18 protein-coding genes, 1 tRNA gene and 1 pseudogene are annotated in these 19,017 nt (G+C 64.4%); 9 read left to right on the plus strand and 11 right to left on the minus strand.

Annotated elements, in window-relative coordinates:
* Positions 1–28 precede the first annotated feature (28 nt).
* From coaE to Q0L30_RS12690, 7 genes are all read right to left on the minus strand, one after another.
* Positions 29–652, minus strand: a complete 624-nt coding sequence (gene coaE / locus Q0L30_RS12660) for a dephospho-CoA kinase (RefSeq protein WP_296655437.1) — start codon at positions 650–652, stop codon at positions 29–31.
* Positions 653–655: 3 nt separating this feature from the next.
* The gene (locus Q0L30_RS12665) at positions 656–1,579 is read right to left on the minus strand and encodes an A24 family peptidase (protein ID WP_296655440.1); all 924 of its coding nucleotides are present in this window, start codon (positions 1,577–1,579) and stop codon (positions 656–658) included.
* Positions 1,580–1,606: 27 nt separating this feature from the next.
* Entirely contained in the window at positions 1,607–2,833 is a 1,227-nt protein-coding gene (locus Q0L30_RS12670) for a type II secretion system F family protein (RefSeq protein ID WP_296655442.1), read from the minus strand.
* On the minus strand, positions 2,830–4,164 hold the full coding sequence (locus Q0L30_RS12675; protein WP_296655445.1) for a GspE/PulE family protein: 1,335 nt from the start codon (positions 4,162–4,164) through the stop codon (positions 2,830–2,832). The genes Q0L30_RS12670 and Q0L30_RS12675 overlap by 4 nt, the downstream gene beginning before the upstream one ends.
* 76 nt (positions 4,165–4,240) lie before the next feature.
* A complete protein-coding gene (locus Q0L30_RS12680) occupies positions 4,241–5,548 on the minus strand; it encodes an HlyC/CorC family transporter (protein ID WP_296655448.1) in 1,308 nt (435 codons plus the stop codon).
* A 243-nt stretch (positions 5,549–5,791) separates the two neighbouring features.
* Positions 5,792–5,868: transfer RNA gene (locus Q0L30_RS12685), tRNA-Pro, on the minus strand.
* A gap of 58 nt (positions 5,869–5,926) precedes the next feature.
* Complete coding sequence (locus tag Q0L30_RS12690; RefSeq protein WP_293042833.1) at positions 5,927–6,919, minus strand: polyprenyl synthetase family protein; 993 nt, start codon at positions 6,917–6,919, stop codon at positions 5,927–5,929.
* Positions 6,920–7,246: 327 nt separating this feature from the next.
* Here Q0L30_RS12690 and rplU point away from each other — a divergent pair, with 327 nt between their 5' ends.
* The 4 genes from rplU (at position 7,247) to proB (ending at position 10,343) form a co-directional block, all read left to right on the plus strand.
* Positions 7,247–7,558, plus strand: a complete 312-nt coding sequence (gene rplU, locus Q0L30_RS12695; RefSeq protein WP_007180329.1) for a 50S ribosomal protein L21 — start codon at positions 7,247–7,249, stop codon at positions 7,556–7,558.
* Between the two features lie 37 nt (positions 7,559–7,595).
* Entirely contained in the window at positions 7,596–7,859 is a 264-nt protein-coding gene (gene rpmA, locus Q0L30_RS12700) for a 50S ribosomal protein L27 (RefSeq protein WP_293042744.1), read from the plus strand.
* 181 nt (positions 7,860–8,040) lie between these two features.
* Positions 8,041–9,150 (plus strand): Obg family GTPase CgtA, encoded by a 1,110-nt coding sequence (gene cgtA, locus Q0L30_RS12705; protein WP_296655527.1) that lies wholly within the window; start codon positions 8,041–8,043, stop codon positions 9,148–9,150.
* Positions 9,151–9,224: 74 nt separating this feature from the next.
* Positions 9,225–10,343: a glutamate 5-kinase gene (gene proB / locus Q0L30_RS12710; RefSeq protein ID WP_296655530.1), complete on the plus strand. Its 1,119-nt coding sequence runs from the start codon at positions 9,225–9,227 to the stop codon at positions 10,341–10,343.
* A gap of 92 nt (positions 10,344–10,435) precedes the next feature.
* Here proB and Q0L30_RS12715 read toward each other — a convergent pair whose 3' ends face one another.
* Complete coding sequence (locus Q0L30_RS12715) at positions 10,436–10,999, minus strand: CNP1-like family protein (RefSeq protein WP_296655532.1); 564 nt, start codon at positions 10,997–10,999, stop codon at positions 10,436–10,438.
* A gap of 291 nt (positions 11,000–11,290) precedes the next feature.
* Positions 11,291–11,788: pseudogene (locus Q0L30_RS12720) on the minus strand (RNA pyrophosphohydrolase); the annotation flags it as partial.
* A 278-nt stretch (positions 11,789–12,066) separates the two neighbouring features.
* Between Q0L30_RS12720 and Q0L30_RS12725 the strand changes: the two are divergent.
* Complete coding sequence (locus Q0L30_RS12725; protein WP_296655536.1) at positions 12,067–13,806, plus strand: proline--tRNA ligase; 1,740 nt, start codon at positions 12,067–12,069, stop codon at positions 13,804–13,806.
* Between the two features lie 21 nt (positions 13,807–13,827).
* Complete coding sequence (locus Q0L30_RS12730) at positions 13,828–14,427, plus strand: MarC family protein (protein ID WP_296655538.1); 600 nt, start codon at positions 13,828–13,830, stop codon at positions 14,425–14,427.
* Between the two features lie 140 nt (positions 14,428–14,567).
* On the opposite strand, the gene Q0L30_RS12735 is transcribed toward Q0L30_RS12730, so the two are convergent.
* A complete protein-coding gene (locus Q0L30_RS12735) occupies positions 14,568–15,119 on the minus strand; it encodes a hypoxanthine-guanine phosphoribosyltransferase (RefSeq protein WP_296655540.1) in 552 nt (183 codons plus the stop codon).
* Between the two features lie 160 nt (positions 15,120–15,279).
* A complete protein-coding gene (ffh, locus tag Q0L30_RS12740) occupies positions 15,280–16,647 on the minus strand; it encodes a signal recognition particle protein (protein ID WP_296655542.1) in 1,368 nt (455 codons plus the stop codon).
* Positions 16,648–16,739: 92 nt separating this feature from the next.
* On the opposite strand from ffh, the gene Q0L30_RS12745 reads away from it, so the two are divergent.
* Genes Q0L30_RS12745 through ampD form a run of 3 tightly spaced genes read left to right on the plus strand, consistent with a single transcriptional unit; the run spans position 16,740 to position 18,646 of the window.
* A complete protein-coding gene (locus Q0L30_RS12745) occupies positions 16,740–17,678 on the plus strand; it encodes an inner membrane protein YpjD (protein ID WP_296655545.1) in 939 nt (312 codons plus the stop codon).
* A gap of 15 nt (positions 17,679–17,693) precedes the next feature.
* Entirely contained in the window at positions 17,694–18,035 is a 342-nt protein-coding gene (locus tag Q0L30_RS12750) for a PP0621 family protein (RefSeq protein ID WP_296655548.1), read from the plus strand.
* Positions 18,032–18,646 (plus strand): 1,6-anhydro-N-acetylmuramyl-L-alanine amidase AmpD, encoded by a 615-nt coding sequence (gene ampD, locus Q0L30_RS12755; RefSeq protein WP_296655550.1) that lies wholly within the window; start codon positions 18,032–18,034, stop codon positions 18,644–18,646. The genes Q0L30_RS12750 and ampD overlap by 4 nt, the downstream gene beginning before the upstream one ends.
* The last annotated feature ends 371 nt before the right edge of the window (positions 18,647–19,017 follow it).

Consider the following 19,017-nt stretch of genomic DNA (forward strand, 5'->3'; position numbering starts at 1 on the left):
GGCGCAGGCTTGTCGAGGCTGCTGCAGCTCAGGCGTGCGGGCCTGCTGCCTGTTCCTGTGCAAGCGCGACGAACTCCGCGTGCAGTGCGTCCACGTCGCGGCCGAGCGTTTCGAGCGATGCGCCGTCGTTGATCACGACGTGGTCCGCTGCGGCGAGACGCGCCTCGCGCGTAGCCTGGCGCGCGATGATGGCCAGCACCTGCTCGCGCGTGAAACCATTGCGGCGCATCACGCGTGCGATCTGTGTCTCGACGCTGCAGTCGACATCGAGTACACGGTCGACGCGTTTCTTCCAGGTACCGGACTCCACAAGAAGCGGCACCACGACGATCACATAGGGCCCGCTCGCGGCGCGCGACGCCCGCTCGGTCTCCGAGCGGATCAGCGGATGCGTGATCGCTTCGAGACGCTTGCGCGCCGATTCGTCGCTAAAGACCAGCGCGCGCATGCGGGCGCGGTCCATCGAGCCGTCGGGTGCAACGAATTCGGGTCCGAATTGTTCCAGGATCTGTGGCATCGCGGCGCCGTGGGGCGCCGTGATCCGATGGGCGATCAGATCGGTGTCGATCACCGGCACACCGCGTGCCGCAAACAGATCCGCCACAGTCGATTTGCCGCTGCCTATGCCTCCTGTCAGTCCGACTAGGAACATCGATCAGTTCCCCCACACAAAATAGAGCGGCGTGCCTGCGAACAGCGTGACAAACGCGCCCAGGGCGAGATACGGACCGAACGGCAGCGGCTCTTCGAAGCGCATGCGACCGGTCCATGTGGCCGCGAGTCCAATTACGGCGCCCGCGACGGCGGCAATTGCGACGATCTGGGGCAGCGCGCCCCAGCCGAGCCACGCGCCGAGCGCAGCCAGCAGCTTGAAGTCGCCCTGGCCCATGCCTTCGATGCCGCGCAACAGCCGGAACAGCCAATAGATGCACCAGAGTGCGAGATAGCCCGCGATCGCACCGATCACGGCATCGTGCAGGCTGACGAACGTACCGGACAGATTCACGATCAGTCCGCACCAGAGCAGCGGCTGCGTGATTTCGTCGTAAAGCATCTGATGTTCGAGATCGATCGCGCTTGCAGCGATCAGCGCCGCGCATAGTGCGAACGCGGCCAGCGCCTTGCCCGAAGGGCCGAACACGGCGAGCGCGAGCAGTGCACAAATCGCACCCGCGAGTTCGATGAGCGGATAGCGAATGCTCACGCGTGCGCGGCAGTGGCTGCAGCGTCCGCGCAGTACGAGCCAGCTCAGCACGGGAATGTTCTCCCACGCGCGCAGTACGTGGCCGCAGTGCGGGCAGGCGCTGCGCGGAAGCCACAGGTTGTAGCGGCCGGGCAGGCCGTCGTCGGCGAGGTGCTCGCCGGTGGTTTTCGCGACGTCGGCGGAATCGGCGGAGTCGGCGGCATCGGCGCGCCAGGCGCGTTCGAGCATGATCGGCAAGCGATGCACGACCACGTTCAGAAAGCTGCCCACGACGAGCCCCAGCACGATTGCCAGGCACGCCAGAACGGCGGGCGGTAACGCACCGAGTGGTCCGTCAGACGCGAACCCTGTAGTGAACAGAATATGAGCGGGCATGGGCGGTATTGGAATCTGGCAGCGATGCTACACCACGTTGCCGAGTTGGATGATAGGAAGATACATCGCGACGACAAGTCCGCCGACGAGCGCGCCGAGCACGACGATTACGAGCGGCTCGCACAAACTCGAAAGCAGCCCGATTTTTTCGTCAACCTGACGGTCGGCGAGCGACGCGACGTCGAGCAGCATCGCGTCGAGCGCACCCGACTCTTCCGCGACGGCAACCGGCTGGATCACTTCGGCAGGAAAGCAGCCGGCAGCGCGCATGGCGGCCGCGAGCCGCTCGCCATGCCGCAACCGTGCGCTGATGCCCGCACTCGCGTGGTCGAAGTGAGCGTTGCCGCTGGCATGGGTGAGCGAGTCGAATGCGTCGGCGAGCGGCGTGCCCGCGGCGAGTAGCGTTCCGAGCGCCCGGCTCCAGCGCGCTGCGCAGAGTGCGGTGAGCAGCGTGCCCGCGAGCGGTAGTTTCAGCGCGAGGCGACCGAAGGCGATGCGAGCGCGCGCGGAACGGCGCATTGCGCTACGCGACACGAACACGGCTGTTGCGCAGCATGCAGTGACGGGCAAGCTCCAGCGTGCCGCCGCCGCGGACAGCATCAGCACGAACTGCGTGGGCGCTGGCAATGCCGCGCCGAAGCCTTCGAAGATTTGCTTGAACGTTGGGACGACCCAGATGAGCAATGCCGCCGTGATCGCGACCGCGAGCAACAGCACGGCAACCGGATAGGTGAGTGCGGCACGCACTTTGGTGCGCTGTGTGGCGGCGCGCTCTCGATCGTCGGCAATGCGCGCGAGCACCGCGGGCAGCGCGCCCGACGCCTCGCCGACCGCTACCAGCTGGCAATACAGTGCGCCGAAACGCCGAGGATGGCGTGCGAGTGAATCGGAAAAGCGCATGCCGGCCGAGATATCGCGCGCGAGTGTGCCGACGATGCGCGGCATGCCCTGCGGTCCCGGTGACTGTGCAAGCAGGTCGAGTGCGGGCGCAAGCGGCAGGCCGGCGCGCAGGAGGCTCGACAACTGGCGTGTGAAACGCGTGATGTCTGCGGGACTGGCGTGTGGGACCGGTGCTGCGCGCTGTCGTGCGAGCACTGTGACCGTGATGCGTTCGCGCTTGAGCGCGTCGCGCACGGCAGCGGCGTCGATAGCGATCGACGTGCCGCGCCTGGGTGCGCCCGTCGCGTCAATGCCGCGCCATGCGAACCGCCATTCAGACGGCTCGCGATCCGGACGAGGGCGTGCGGGCGTCATGGCGAATCCGTGGCCGAAAGCGCTTCGGCGAGGCTCGTCGTGCCGTCGCGTACGCGTGCCAGTGCGGCTTCGCGCAGCGTCGCCGCGCCGTCAGCGCGCGCCTGCTGCGCAATGACGTGTGCGCCTTGCTTCGCGACGATCCGTTCGCGCATCGCGGCCGTGACCGGCATGACCTCATGGATTCCGATGCGCCCGCGATACCCGATGCCGTGGCACGATTCGCAGCCGCATGCTTCGTAAATCGTTTGATCGCCGTCCAGCCCGGCTTCCAGGCCGGCCGCGCGCAACGCCGCTGCCGATTCGCGGGCCGGCACGCGACATTGCGGGCATAGCCGACGCACGAGCCGCTGCGCCGTGACGAGCCGCAGCGCGCCCGCGAGGTTATACGGCGCGACGCCGATATCGATCAGGCGCGCGGCTGCCGCGGGCGCGTCGTTGGTGTGCAGTGTCGAGAGCACGAGGTGTCCGGTCTGCGCGGCCTTCACCGCGACGCTCGCGGTTTCCTCGTCGCGAATCTCGCCGATCATGATCACGTCCGGGTCCTGGCGCAGCAATGCGCGCAGGGCGACGGCAAACGTGAGTCCGGCCTTCTCGCGCACGTTGACCTGGTTGATGCCCGCGAGCTGGATCTCGGCGGGATCTTCCACCGAACATAAATTGCGCGAGTCGTTGTTGAGCATCTGCAGGAAGCAGTACAGCGAGAGCGTCTTGCCGCTGCCGGTCGGCCCCGTCACGAGCACGAGGCCGTGCGGTGCGCGGATCGCATCGGCGACGCTCTGCCGCTGTGCTTCGTCGAGCCCGAGCGCCGCGAGCGTGAGGTTTTCGGGCAACGCTTCGAGCCGCCGCAACACGAGCTTTTCGCCGAACAGCGTAGGCAGCGAATTCACGCGATAGTCTTCGGCGGCCTGAGCCGGTAGCGGCGATATGAGCCGCAGGCGGCCGTCGAGCGGAACGCGCCGCTCGGCGATATCCATGCGTGCGAGCACCTTGACGCGCGTGATGAACGCATCGCGTAGATGCCTGGGCGGACGCGCCACCTCGTGCAGCACGCCATCGATGCGCAGCCGGATACGCCAGCCGTGCTCGAGCGGCTCGACGTGAAGATCGGAGGCGTTGCGGCGTGCCGCAACGCTCAGCATGTCGGTGAGGAGGTGCACGGCGGGAGCGTCGTCGACGCCCGCCGAGGCAGCGGGTGTGGCCGATGCGGCCGCCGCTGAGGGAGTGACGAAGAGCGGCGCGGGCACCGCGGGGCGCGGCGCGCCGCCGCTTGCCGAAGACTGAAGAGCCGCGAATGCGCGGCTCGACGCCAAACGATCAGGAATGGAAACCATCGGACGGAGCCACCTCGAACAAGGAACGGCTCCATCATCGAACGGCGCACGGCTCGCGCGCCATTCGGCCGGATGGCTAACGGCGCGACAGCAGCTTCTTCGTTTTCTTCGGCGGGTTCGCGCCCGGCTTGAAGAGCTTCACCGTGCGCACGGACTGATCGTCGCTGCGCAGCACTTCGAGTTTCGCGTCGCCGATCTGCATGCACACGTCGCCTTCCGGAATCTCTTCGAGCGCTTCGAGGATCAGGCCGTTGAGCGTCTTCGGTCCGTCGGTGGGAAGCGTCAGGTGCAGCCAGCGATTCAGTTCGCGCAACGGCATGCTGCCGGGCACGATGCATTCGCCGTCCTCGTTCCAGCCGCCGCGGCCCGCGCCGCTTCTCGGCAGCGTCGTCGTGAATTCGCCGATCAGTTCTTCGATGATGTCTTCCGGCGTGACGATGCCTTCCATCTCGCCGTATTCGTTCACGACGAGCGCGATGCGGTGACGGCTTTCCTGGAAGTACTGAAGCTGCTGGAACACGGGCGTGCCGGTCGGCACGAAGTAGGGATCGGCGAGCAGCTCGCGCAGCGTCTCGCGGTCCACTTGCCGGTTGTGCAGCGCGGACAGCGTCTTGCGCACGTGCAGCACGCCCAGCACGCGGTCGATATCGCCCTGATAGACGATCAGCTTGTTGTGATAGCAGGTTTCGAGCTGATGCAGGATGTCTTCGAGCGGCGCTTCGAAGTCGAGCGCCTCGATGCGGCGGCGCGGGATCATCACATCGTCGACGGTGATGTTTTCGAGATCGAACAGGTTCAGCAGGATGCTGCGGTGCTTGGTCGGCATGAAGCTGCCGGATTCGAGCACGATAGTGCGCAGTTCCTCGGTCGAGAGGCGCTGGTCGCGACCCTGGCTCGTGTTGATGCGCAACAGGCGCAGGACGCCGTTCGCGAACTGGTTCACGAACCACACGACAGGCTTGGTGACGCGCATGAGCGGCGCGATCATGAGGCTCGCGGGCAGGGCGATCTTCTCGGGGAAGGTCGCGCCGACGATCTTCGGCATGATTTCCGCGAACACGATGATCAGGAATGCGACGATGCCGGTCGCGATCGACAGGACCAGATTGTCATGGCCGAACGTGCGCAGCGCGATCGAGGTGGTGAGGACCGGGATGATCGTGTTGAACAGGTTGTTGCCGATCAGGATCACGGTGAGCAACAGGTCGGTGCGGCCGAGCAGGTTTTGCGCGGTCTTCGCGCCGAGCGCGCCGTGGTTGACGAGGTATTTCAGTCGATGACGGTTGAGCGCCATCATCGACGTTTCAGAGATGGAGAAGAAGCCGGAGCCGATGAGCAGGAGTAAGACGGCGCAAACTTGCGCCCATAAAGGAATTTGGTCCACGCGTCGTGAATGTCAGAGTGAGTGAAACGGATGAGATGACTATAGCAGAGGGGTGTTGCGGTACTGGCGCCGCGATGCAGCCGGCGTTGGAGTGCACACAGAGGCGGACAGGGCGCGGGGACTGGACCATCCCGGTCGTGCGGCAGGCGCGAAGTGAGTCTTAAGAAGCAAGCCTTAAGACGTGAGCCTTAAAAAGCAGGCAAAAAAAAACCGCACAGCGTGTGTGCGGTTTTTTAGAAATTCTGGTCGGGGTGAGAGGATTCGAACCTCCGGCCTCTACGTCCCGAACGTAGCGCTCTACCAGGCTAAGCTACACCCCGAAATTTCCTGCTATACATCCTGCTACTCAACTAGACTTTACAGCTTGCTTCGTCTTCTTCAAGACTGGCGCGTCGTCGAGTAAGAACATAATTCTAGCAGGCTATCTTTGTAAATGGAAGAGGGGAAGGCTGAAATTGCATCGGCGGCGGCCTGTGCCTCGGCCTTCGCGCACGCGAGCGTGTGATCGAGCGCGCCCGAGCGCGTGATCGCCGTGAAGATTTCATTGAAGCGCGTCGTGCCGCCCTGCTCGATGGCTTCGCGCGCAAGCGCCGATTCCGCTGCCGTGCCGTGCTCGATCAGCCAGATGAGCGGCAGCGTGGGCTTGCCTTCGCGCAGATCGTCGCCGGCGTTCTTTCCCATCGCTTCGGCCGTGCCTGCGTAGTCGAGCCAGTCGTCCATGATCTGGAACGCCGTGCCGATGCGGCGGCCGAACTCCGCAGCCGCTTCCTCGGTGCGCGCATCCGACCCCGAGAGCACCGCGCCGAGCTGCGCCGCAGCCTCGAAAAGCTTCGCCGTCTTGTAACGGATCACGCGCATGTAGCGGGACACGTCCACGTCGGCGTCGTGCATGTTCAGGAGCTGGAGCACTTCGCCTTCGGAGATGATCGTCGTGGCCTGCGACAGGATCTCCATCACGCGCATCTTGCCCACGCCCACCATCATTTCGAACGAGCGCGAATACAGATAATCGCCGACCAGCACGCTCGCCGCGTTGCCAAACAGCGCATTGGCCGTCTGGCGGCCGCGCCGCAGGTCGGATTCGTCGACCACGTCGTCGTGCAGCAGCGTCGCCGTGTGGATGAACTCGACCACGGCGGCGAGTGAGTGCCGGTGCGTGCTGCGGTCGCCGAGCGCGCCAGCCACGAGCAGCAGCAGCGCCGGGCGCAGCCGTTTGCCTCCCGCGCCGATGATGTACTCGGAGATCTGGTTGATCAGCATTACCTCGGACGCCAGGCTTTGCCGGATGACGCGGTTGACCTGCTCCATGTCAGCGGCGATCGGGGCAAGCAGGGTAGTTGCGCTGGGGGTAGGGGTGGCGGTGGACGGCATGATGACGTTTATCGATAGTGCCGCGGATTATAAGGCGAATCGCGCGATTCCCGGACGTTGTCATTCTGTCCTGGTCGCTTCCGCGTCGGTTCCTGATCGCTTCCGTGCAGCTTTCTCGTAGTTTCCAGGTGGCGAGCGGCGATCCCGTCAGGGGCGGCGCCCGGAAAAGGCGCGCCGGGCGGTGCCTGGACGCCTGCTCGCGTCCGGCGTCAAGGAGTTTTGACTGCGCAGCTAACCCCATGTATAATCAGCGGTTTCCAGCGCCAAATGCAGTTCGCAGGTTTGTCAACAAACAGGCTGGAAAGTATTCTCAGAGTGAGGTTCTCAATGTACGCGGTCATAAAAACCGGCGGCAAGCAGTATAAGGTTGCCGTTGGCGAAAAACTTAAAGTAGAACAGATACCGGCAGACATTGACGCAGAAATCACGCTCGACCAGGTTCTCGCAGTGGGCGAAGGCGAATCGATTAAGTTCGGTACGCCGCTGGTCAGTGGGGCTTCCGTCAAGGCTACCGTTGTCTCGCAAGGTCGTCACGCCAAAGTGACCATCTTCAAGATGCGCCGCCGGAAGCACTACCAGAAGCACGGCGGCCACCGCCAGAACTACACCGAACTGCGCATCGACGCGATCAACGCTTAAGTCGACGCAAAGCGCACGAAGGTAAAGGAGCAAACAAATGGCACACAAAAAGGCTGGCGGTTCCTCGCGGAACGGCCGTGACTCAGAGTCGAAACGACTTGGCGTGAAGGTGTTCGGCGGCCAGGCGATCCTCGCAGGCGGCATCATCGTTCGCCAGCGCGGCACCCGCATGCACCCGGGCAACAACGTCGGCATCGGCAAGGACCACACGCTGTACGCGCTGGTTGACGGCCACGTCACGTTCACGACCAAGGGCGCAGCGAATAAGCACATGGTCAACGTCGTCCCGGCAGCGGCCTAAGCTTTCTAGCCCGCTCGCAATCGACGCAAGGAAGGCCCCGCGAAGTTTGCGGGGCCTTTTTGTTTATTGTTGTTTATCGTTGTCGATTGGCCCGGGCCATGCCGGCAGCAGACGTTCGGCCAGGTTGGTCAAGCGAAGCTGCGCGCGGCAAAATAACGACATCCACGGGACGGAGTAACGCATGAAGTTCATTGACGAAGCGAAGATCGAAGTCATCGCCGGCGATGGGGGCGATGGCAGCGCGTCGATGCGGCGCGAGAAATTCGTCCCGTTCGGCGGCCCGGACGGCGGCGACGGCGGGCGCGGCGGCAGCGTCTACGCGATTGCCGACCGCAACATCAACACGCTGATCGACTACCGCTATACGAAGAAGCATCAGGCGCGCAACGGCGAGAACGGCCGCGGCGCGGACTGCTATGGCAAGGGCGGCGACGACGTCACGCTGCGCATGCCGGTGGGCACGGCCATCACCGATCAGGATACGGGCGAGGTGATCGCCGACCTCACCGAGCACGACCAGCGCGTCATGGTCGCGCAGGGCGGCGCGGGCGGCCTCGGCAACCTGCATTTCAAGTCGTCCACGAACCGCGCGCCGCGCCAGAAGACCGACGGCAAGCCCGGCGAGCGCCGCATGATCAAGCTCGAACTCAAGGTGCTGGCGGACGTCGGCCTGCTCGGCATGCCGAACGCGGGCAAGTCCACGTTTATTTCGTCCGTGTCGAACGCGCGGCCGAAGGTGGCGGACTATCCGTTCACGACGCTTGCGCCGAACCTCGGCGTGGTCCGTGTGGGACCGAGCAAGAGCTTCGTGATCGCCGATATTCCGGGCCTGATCGAAGGCGCGGCGGAGGGCGCGGGCCTCGGTCACCAGTTCCTGCGCCATCTGCAGCGCACCAACCTGCTGCTGCATCTCGTCGACCTCGCGCCGTTCGACGAAGCGGTCGACCCGGTGGCGGAGGCGAAAGCCATCGTCGGCGAACTGCGCAAATACGACGAGTCGCTCTACGAGAAGCCGCGCTGGCTTGTGCTCAACAAGCTCGACATGGTGCCTGAAGACGAGCGTGCCGCACGCGTGGCCGATTTCGTGAAGCGCTACGAGTGGGACGGCCCCGTGTTCGAAATCTCGGCGCTCACGGGCCAGGGCTGCGAAAACCTCTGCTACGCCGTGTACGACTACGTTTCCGCGCATTCGGATGCACGCCGTGCCGAGCTGGCTGAAGACCTCGCGTCGGACGTCCGCTTTCGCGACGCTCCGCCTGCCGAAGGCGGCGTGAGCCAGCCGCAGGAGTAATACCTCGCCAGTGTCGGCGCGCGGGGCGCGCCGGCGGTCGCATCGTCATCCGTTATTTGGGGAGATCGCGCAGTATGCGTTCCGTCATCGCCGATTCCCGGCGTCTGGTAGTGAAAGTCGGTTCGAGCCTCGTCACGAACGACGGCCGGGGGCTCGATCACGCGGCGATCGGCCGCTGGGCCAAGCAGATCGCGGCGCTGCGCTCGCAAGGCAAGGAAGTGGTGCTGGTCAGCTCGGGTGCAATTGCCGAAGGCATGCAGCGGCTCGGGTGGTCGAAGCGCCCGCGTGAAATCGACGAACTGCAGGCAGCCGCGGCCGTTGGCCAGATGGGGCTCGCCCACGTGTACGAGAGCCGTTTTGCCGAGCATGGCATCCGCACGGCACAGATCCTGCTCACGCACGCCGACCTCGCAGATCGCGAACGCTATCTGAACGCGCGCTCGACGCTGCTCACGCTGCTGCGTCTCGGCGTCGTGCCGATCATCAACGAGAACGACACGGTCGTCACCGACGAAATCAAGTTCGGCGACAACGACACGCTCGGCGCACTCGTCGCCAATCTGATCGAGGGCGACGCGCTCATCATCCTGACCGACCAGAGCGGCCTTTACACGGCCGATCCGCGCAAGGATCCGTCGGCGACGCTCGTTCAGGAAGCGGACGCGGGCGACCCGGAACTCGAAGCGATGGCGGGCGGCGCCGGATCGAGCATCGGCCGCGGCGGCATGCTGACCAAGATCCTCGCGGCCAAGCGCGCAGCGCACAGCGGCGCGAATACCGTGATCGCGAGCGGTCGCGAGTCCGAGGTTCTCGTGCGTCTTGCTGCGGGCGAGGCGATCGGCACGCAGTTGATCGCGCGCACCGCACGCATGGCCGCACGCAAGCAGTGGATGACCGACCACCTGCAGGTGCGCGGGCACGTCGTGATCGACGATGGCGCCGTTCAGAAGCTGACCACCGACGGCAAAAGCCTGCTGCCGATTGGCGTGACCGGCGTGCACGGCGCTTTTGCGCGCGGCGAGGTGATTGCGTGTCTGAACCTTGCGGGCGTCGAGGTCGCGCGTGGACTCACCAACTACAGCAGCGCGGAAGCAAACCTGATCCAGCGTCACGCGAGCAGCGAGATCGAGAGTGTCCTCGGTTACATGCTCGAACCCGAACTGATCCACCGCGACAATCTCGTGCTCGTCTGACGTCCTTCATACGCGCACCCAGCAAAAAAGCCGCGCCGGCGCAGAGCCGGGGCGGCTTTCGTACTTGAAGGACGCAGCTTCAGGACGTAGCGTCAGCGAACGAACGAGGATTGCGTGCGTCCGTAACGCAGGTTCTGGAGGATGACCGACGCTTTCGCCACGGGCAACTTGTTCGCGCAGAAGTAGTCCTGATAGAGCGAGGCGTGATACGCGTTCAACGAGCCGTTCTCGATGCGCGACCAGTCGTTCGCCACGGTTTTGTCCCAGCCGTTGTGATCGGCGTCGAGGCTCGCGTAGAGGCGCCACTCGTACGTATCGCAGCGAATTCCTTCGTAGTTCACGTTGCGCGCGCCCGTAGGGCTCGTGATGACGATCGTGTAGCGCACGACGCCGTCCGTACCGACCGTCAGCGATGCGGGATCGACGGCGAACTTGAGCGGCGTGTTGTTGGAGACGTCGAACGGCAGCAGCTTCGCGCCGGCCTGGGGCAGCGACGGCAGCCCTTCGAGCTTGTTTTCCTGCCAGTCGCCTTTACGGTCGAGCAGATAGACGAACGCGCTGTCGTCCTTGTTGGTGGGGCCAGAGCTGCCGCAACCGGCCAGCAGGACGCTACTTGCGGCTGCGGCGCACACCGCAGCAAGAGCAATTCGGTTCAAATTGATTTCCCTTCGTAGCAACGTCGCGACGCGCGCGAAGAGCGCCGCGACGCAAATGCAAACGGCGACGCGAGTCTCGCTCGCGCCGCCGGTTCTCGTGTCCAGCGCGCCGTCGTCGGCTTGTCAGTCATGCTCGTCCGGCGCAGGCACGATCATACTCTGGCCCGGCCCGCAGTCGCTTTCGGCCTCTGCGCCGTCCGGTTCGTGGACGAGCGCAGGCTCGGCCTGCACCGCGTTGGCGTGCGCCGACGTGACGACGCGCGGATAGCGCACTTCGTGAGCGTGCACGCAGGCACGATCCTGCCGCGCCGCTGCGGGGCGCCGCAGGAAGCGCGACAATTCCGTCAACGCGAGTTGATAGACGTCGCGCTTGAACTCGATGACCGCTTCGAGCGGCACCCAGTATTCGTTCCAGCGCCACGCATCGAACTCGGGATGCTCCGTTGCCCGCAGGCAGATATCGCAATCGCGCCCGACCATGCGCAGCAGAAACCAGATCTGCTTCTGACCGCGATAATGGCCGCGCACTTCGCGCTTGATGAACTTGTCCGGCACCTCATAACGCAACCAGTCGCGTGTGCGACCGACGATCTTGACGTGCTCAGGTAGCAGCCCGGTTTCTTCTTGCAACTCCCGATACATTGCCTGCATGGGGGTCTCACCATATTTGATGCCCCCTTGCGGAAACTGCCAGGAATGTTCGCGAACCCGCTTGCCCCAAAACACCTCGTTATGCGCGTTCAAGAGGATGATGCCGACGTTCGGGCGAAAGCCTTCACGATCCAGCATACAACCACCTTCGAATCCTTTAAAATTGCTTTGATTATAAACAGATAACGGTCCTCACGCACCCGAGCGCCGGAAGATTGGAGCGATTTACTGCGCATTCTCGCAAGAGCGCGCAAACGACGCGCGCAATCAAGGTACGAAGGGGCGTTCGCTCGCGAGGTCGGCCCGCGCCCTGTTTAGTGCGCTAGCATGTCGACACCGCGCAGTTCCGGGAATTCCTATACCCGTTTCACCTTGTTCGGGCGGTCCGCACGGGCCGCCGCTTTTGGAAAATCTGAATGAAAGCCTCCCGTTTCTTTATCGGCACCCTGAAGGAAGCGCCTGCTGACGCCGAGATCGTCAGCCATAAGTTGATGGTTCGCGCGGGCATGATCCGTCGCGTCGCAGGCGGCATCTACAACTATCTGCCGATCGGCCTGCGCTCGATCCGCAAGGTCGAGCAGATCGTGCGCGAGGAAATGAACCGCGCGGGTGCGATCGAACTGCTGATGCCGTCGGTGCAGCCGGCCGAGCTGTGGCAGGAATCGGGACGCTGGGAGCAATACGGGCCGGAGCTGCTGCGCTTCAAGGACCGCAAGCAGAGCGATTTCGTGATGGGGCCGACGCACGAGGAAGTCATCACCGACATTGCGCGCAACCAGATCAAGAGCTACCGGCAGATGCCGGTGAATTTCTATCAGGTGCAGACGAAGTTCCGCGACGAAATCCGTCCCCGTTTCGGCGTGATGCGCGGCCGCGAGTTCATCATGAAGGACGCGTATTCGTTCGATAAGGACGTCGACGGTCTCAAGGTTTCGTACCAGAAGATGTATGACGCCTACACGCGGATCTTCACGCGTCTGGGCCTCCAGTTCCGCGCCGTGGCGGCCGATAACGGTTCGATCGGCGGCAGCGGTTCGCACGAATTCCACGTGATCGCCGAGACCGGCGAGGACGACATCGCCTACTGCCCGACGTCCGATTTCGCGGCGAACGTCGAAGCCGCCGACGCGCTGCCGCTCATTGCGCAACGCGGTGCGGCAACCGAGGCGCTCACGAAGACCGCTACGCCGGGCGCGCCGAAGTGCGAGCAGGTCGCCGAGCTGCTCGGCATTCCGCTCGAGCGCACGATCAAATCGATCGTGCTGGCGACGGATCACGGCGAAGGCGCCGAACCGACGATCTGGCTGTTGCTCCTGCGCGGCGACCACGATCTGAACGAGATCAAGGCGAGCAAGCTCGAAGGCCTCGGCAATTTCCGCTTCGCGACCGAAGCCGAGATCGTCGAATGGTTCGGCACGCCGCCGGGCTACCTCGGCCCGATCGGCACGAAGAAGCCGGTGAAGGTGATCGCCGATTCGACGGTCGCGAACATGAGCGACTTCGTCGTCGGGGCGAACGAAGTGGACTTCCACACGACGGGCGTGAACTGGGGCCGCGATCTGCCGGAACCGGTCGTCGCAGACATCCGCAACGTGAAGAAGGGCGATCCTTCGCCGGACGGCAAGGGCGTGCTCGACATCTGCCGCGGCATCGAAGTGGGCCACGTGTTCCAGCTCGGCACGAAATACTCCGAAGCGATGAACGCCACGTTCCTCGGTGAAAACGGCAAGCCGCAACCGATGCAGATGGGCTGCTACGGCATCGGCGTCACGCGTATTCTCGGTGCCGCGATCGAACAGAACTTCGACGACAAGGGCATCATCTGGCCGGAATCGATCGCACCGTTCCAGGTCGTCGTGTGCCCGATGGGGCTCGACCGCAGCGAGCTCGTGCGCGAGCACGCCGGGCGCGTCTACGACGAGCTCGTGAAGGCGGGCGTCGACGTGATCCTCGACGATCGCGGCGAGCGTCCGGGCGTCATGTTCGCGGACTGGGAACTGATCGGCGTGCCGCATCGTCTCGTGATCGGCGAGCGCGGCCTGAAGGAAGGCAAGATCGAGTACCAGGGCCGCCGCGACACGGAAGCGACGCTGCTGCCGGCCGACGAGGCCGCGCAGACTGTGGCGCAGAAGGTCCGCGCCGCACTCGCGCGCTAAGCGTCACGGAGCACGGCAAGCGTGGAGTACAGCTTTCTGTCCGCGACGGTCCTGCTGCTGCTCATCACCGATCCGCTCGGCAACATTCCGCTCTTCATCGGGTGTTTGCACCATGTGGCGCCGCAACGCCGGGCGATCGTGATCCTGAGAGAAGTGGCGATCGCGTTCGTGATCCTGCTCATCTTCATGGTGGCCGGCAACGGCTTCCTGCGGATGATGGGGCTCACGGATACGTCGCTGCGCATCGGCGGCGGCATCGTCCTGTTCCTGATCGCGCTGCGCATGATCTTTCCGCATCCGGGCGGTCCGTTCGGCGGCAGCGACAAGGGCGGCGAGCCGCTTATCGTGCCGCTCGCCATTCCGGCGCTGGCGGGGCCCTCGGCGCTCGCGACGGTCATGCTGCTCACCTCGCAGGCGCCGGGCAAGCTGCTCGAATGGATTGCGGCGCTCACAGTGACGATGGTGGTTTGCGCGGTCGTGCTCGTGCTGGCCGAGCGCATTCAGCAGTGGCTCGGCGAGCGTGTGGTGACGGCGTTCGAACGGCTCATGGGACTCGTGCTCGTGGCGATTTCGGTCGAGATGATCCTCGCGGGGATCAGCAAGTTCGTCCACAGCCTTTGATATCCGGCGAATGCGCCAACGAAAAAGCCGCCCTTCGGGGCGGCTTAATAGGATCGGGCTGACCATAGATTTTTATGCTGCGCGTTACGCGCGAGCGGCGGGGCGCATGAAATCGCTTCTGTGCTTGCTTATGCGTCCGCCTATGCGTCTTCCGTCAGCGCACGGATGGTCGGCAGATTGCGCCAGTAGCCCTTGGCGTCCATGCCGCAGCCGAACACATAGCGATCCGGCACCGGGAAGCCGCAGTAGTCGGGATGCAGCGGCTTCGCCTTCGGGATGATCTTCTCGCACAGCACAGCCGACAGGAATCGCTTCGCACCCATCGCGAGAATGCGGTCGCGGATCGCGGCCATCGTCTCGCCTTCGTCGAGGATATCGTCGAGCACCAGCACCACGCGATCCTTCACCGACTCGCGCGGCGCCACGCGCCACTGCATTTCGGCGCTGCCCTTGATGGCATTGCGATAGCGCGTGAGGTGGATGTAATCGAATTCGAGCGGGAAGTCGAGGTGAGGCAACAGCATGCCGGTGAAGACGGCGGCGCCGCCCATCACCGAAAGCACAAGCGGGAAGTCTTCGCTGACTTCGGCGCGGATGGCGTCGGCCATCCGGCCGATCGACTCATCGACCGCTTGCCTGGAAACGATCTCTTCGGAGTGGCGGAATATGTGCAGGGCTTCTTCGCGATTCATGACTCAGGCGGGATCGTAGCTGTAGCTATTCAGTGTGGAAAATAACGCTGGCGCGCGCTACAGCATAAACCCGCGCTTTCCGGCTCGCGCGCCGCATTACGGAGATGGACCGCCGCGCGGCGCCTGAACGCATCCGGGCGCCGCGGCAGGGCCCGCAAGATTACCGCATGCCGGGCATCATGCCCTTCATGCCGCGCATCATCTTCTGCAGATTGCCGCCCTTGAGCTTCTTCATCATGGTGCGCATCTGCTCGTACTGGTTCAGCACGCGATTCACTTCCTGCACCTGCACGCCCGCGCCCGCCGCGATGCGGCGCTTGCGGGTCGCCTTGATGAGTTCAGGCTTGGCGCGCTCGGCGGCCGTCATCGAATTGATGATGCCTTCCATACGGCGCAGCTGCTTTTCGGCGATGCCCATGTCAGCGCCCGCGGCGGCCTGCTGGAACTGCGCCGGCAGCTTGTCCATGAGCGTCGAGAGACCGCCCATTTTCTTCATCTGCGAAAGCTGCGCGCGGAAATCGTTGAGATCGAAGTCGCCGCCTTTCTTGACCTTGTCGGCGAGCTTCTGCGCGGCCTGCACGTCGACGCCGCGCTGCGCTTCCTCGACGAGCGCGAGAATGTCGCCCATGCCGAGAATCCGGTTCGCCATGCGATCCGGATGGAAGACTTCGAGGCCGTCGAGCTTTTCGGCGACGCCGACGAACTTGATCGGCTTGCCCGTGATGTGGCGCACGGAGAGCGCCGCGCCGCCGCGCGAGTCGCCATCGAGCTTGGTGAGCACGACGCCGGTGAGCGGCAGTGCGTCATTGAACGCCTTCGCGGTGTTGACGGCGTCCTGGCCGAGCATCGCATCGACGACGAAGAGCGTTTCTGCGGGATTGAGCGCCGAGTGAAGCGCGGTGATCTCGTTCATCATCGCTTCGTCGATGCCGAGACGGCCGGCCGTGTCGACGAGCAGCACGTCGTGATAGTGGCGCTTCGCCCAATCGACGGCCGCATTGGCGATGTCGACGGGTTTCTGGTCGGGCTGCGACGGGAAGAACTCGGCGCCGACCTGCTCGGTCACCGTCTTCAGCTGCGCGATGGCGGCCGGACGATAGACGTCGCACGAAACGGTGAGCACCTTCTTCTTGTGCTTGTCGCGCAGCAGCTTCGCGAGCTTGCCGACGGTGGTCGTTTTACCGGCGCCCTGCAGACCGGCCATCAGGATGACGGCGGGCGGCGAGACGGCGAGATTGAGTTCGGCGGCCTTGCCTTCGTAATCGCCGCCGATCACGGCGGTCAGCTCGCGCTGCACCACGCCGACGAGCGCCTGCCCGGGCGACAGGCTGCCGATCACTTCTTCGCCGAGCGCCTTTTCCTTCACCTTGGCGATGAATTCGCGCACGACCGGCAGCGCGACGTCCGCTTCGAGCAGTGCGAGACGCACTTCGCGCAGCATTTCCTGCGTGTTGGCCTCGGTCAGCCGGGCTTCGCCGCGTAGCGTCTTGACGACGCGCGCCATCCGTTGAGTGAGATTGTCGAGCATGGGGAGCGGTAGACAGTGCAGCCCGAGTCACAAGCGCGCGGGTGTAAGGGTGTAACCGTCGCAGCCTGAGGGGGCTATAGTAAACTTCGAATATGGATATTGTACTGTATGCCCTCACTGCACTCCTCTACGGCGGATTGTGCACCGCCGACTGGCGCGCGCTGCGCCGCGCAGGCGCGCGCCCGCTCCTCGGCAGCGTGCCGCCGGTGCCGATCACGGCGCCGGTAGACGTCGCCGGCGACGGAGTGCCGCGCACGCGCAGTTTCGGGCCGATATCGCGCACCTTGCTGTTCATCGCGCTCGCGGCGCACGGCCTGCTGCTGCACACGACCATCTTCCACGATAACGAAATGATCTTCGGCTTCGCGTTCGCGTTGTCGGCGATGTTCTGGCTCGGCGTGGGCATCTACTGGATCGAGAGCTTTTTCTTCCAGCTCGACGGGCTGCGTCTCATGCTGTTACCGCTCGCCGTGGTGGCGTCGCTTTTGCCCATTTTGTTCGGTGGCGTGCGCGTGCTTCCATATGCCGCAGCGCCGATGTTCAAGCTCCACTTCGTCATCGCGAACGTCGCTTACGGCCTCTTCGCCATCGCCGCTTTGCACGCAATCCTGATGCTCGCCGTCGAGCGCCGTCTGCACGCGCTGCGCGGCGGCGGCATGCCGCGCAATGCGCTGACGCGCGGCGGCGGCTGGCTGTCGAGCTGGATCGAGACGCTGCCGCCGCTCCTCACGATGGAGAAGCTGCTGTTCCGCCTGATCAGCGCGGGCTTTGCACTGCTCACGCTCACGCTTATCTCGGGCATCGTGTTCAACGAGCAGTTGATCGACAAGCCGCTCTCGCTCGACCACAAGACCGTCTTCGCGATCCTCTCGTGGCTGATGTTCGGCGCGCTGCTCACGGCGCGCAAGATTTCGGGCTGGCGCGGCCGCGCCGCGCTTCGCTGGGTGATCGCCTCGTTCGTCGCGTTGCTGCTGGCGTACGTCGGCAGCCGGTTTGTCTTCGAGGTGCTGCTGCACCGTTCTGTCGCCTGAGCGCGTATCGATGCCATGAGACAGCTTTTCCTTCTGATCCTGCTGTTCGTCGTCGGACAGTGGTTCGTCAAGTCACTGCGCGGCGGACAGTCGCGTTCCGGCTCGCAAGGGCAACGCACGCCAGGCGCTCAGGGTGCTCAAGGTGGCCAGGGCGCTCAGAGCGCCCGGAACGGGCAGGGCGCAAGGCGCCCGAATGGCCAGCCGGCGCTCGCTGAACCGATGGTGCGCTGTGCCGAATGCGGCGTGCACGCGCCGCGCAGCGAGTCCGTGATGATGGGCTCGCAGTCGTTCTGCAGCGACGAACACGCGCGCGCCTACGCTGCACGCACGGCGAGCCAGGATCGCGCCGCGCGATGAGCGCAGCGTCACCGTTCGAGGCGGACGCGCAGGGCTGGGTGGCCGCCGCGCGCCGCCGGCCGTCACCGAACTTCGAAGCGCGTCCCGCAGGCGCCGTGCCGACGCTCATCGTCGTGCACAACATCAGTCTGCCGCCCGACACCTTCGGCGGCCCTGAAATCGCCGACCTCTTCCTCAATCGCCTCGACTGCGACGCGCATCCTTACTTCGATCGGCATCTGCGCGGCGTGCGTGTGTCGGCGCATTTCGTGATCCATCGCGACGGCGTGCTCGAACAGTTCGTCTCCTGCGACGCGCGCGCATGGCACGCGGGCGTGTCGAGCTTCTTCGGCCGCGAGCGCTGCAACGACTTCTCGATCGGCATCGAACTCGAAGGCAGCGACACGACGGCATTCGAGCCCGCGCAATACGCGACGCTCGCGGCGCTCGTGAAGGCGCTCGCCGCGCGCTATCCGATCAGTGCGCTCGCGGGTCATTCAGACATTGCACCGAGCCGCAAGACCGACCCCGGGCCGCATTTCGACTGGGCGCGCCTGCAACGCGACACGCAGCTTGCCGACGCGTACTTCCCCTGCTTTCGTCAACCGGGCGCACCCGATGCGACGCAGTGACACTGCGTTGCTGGCATAAAAAATCACTCTGACAGTTGCGTTACCGCAAGGGGCCGGCGCGCCGGAGCGTTTCTAGTTGTCAAGAGTTTGCGCTGAAATAAATTGGTTTGATCGAATCCGAATCTTCACTATACTTGGTGAACAACATTCGCTTTTACACCATATGTTGTGTTGTGATGCGGCGCCCGGCTCCATGAGCACGGCGCCGCGTGCATTAGCGGCACAGGAAAAAAAGAATGATGTGCGGTGTATCCGGCGCAAGTAGTGGCTAGCCGGCGCACCGGCTGTAGTCGGGAAAGAGGGCGCAGCCAATGATCGCGGCATGCACGATGAAGCTCGTATCGCGTTTGTCCCATCTACCTTGCCGCATC

The organism is Paraburkholderia sp. (assembly GCF_024281035.1).
Lineage (GTDB): Bacteria > Pseudomonadota > Gammaproteobacteria > Burkholderiales > Burkholderiaceae > Paraburkholderia.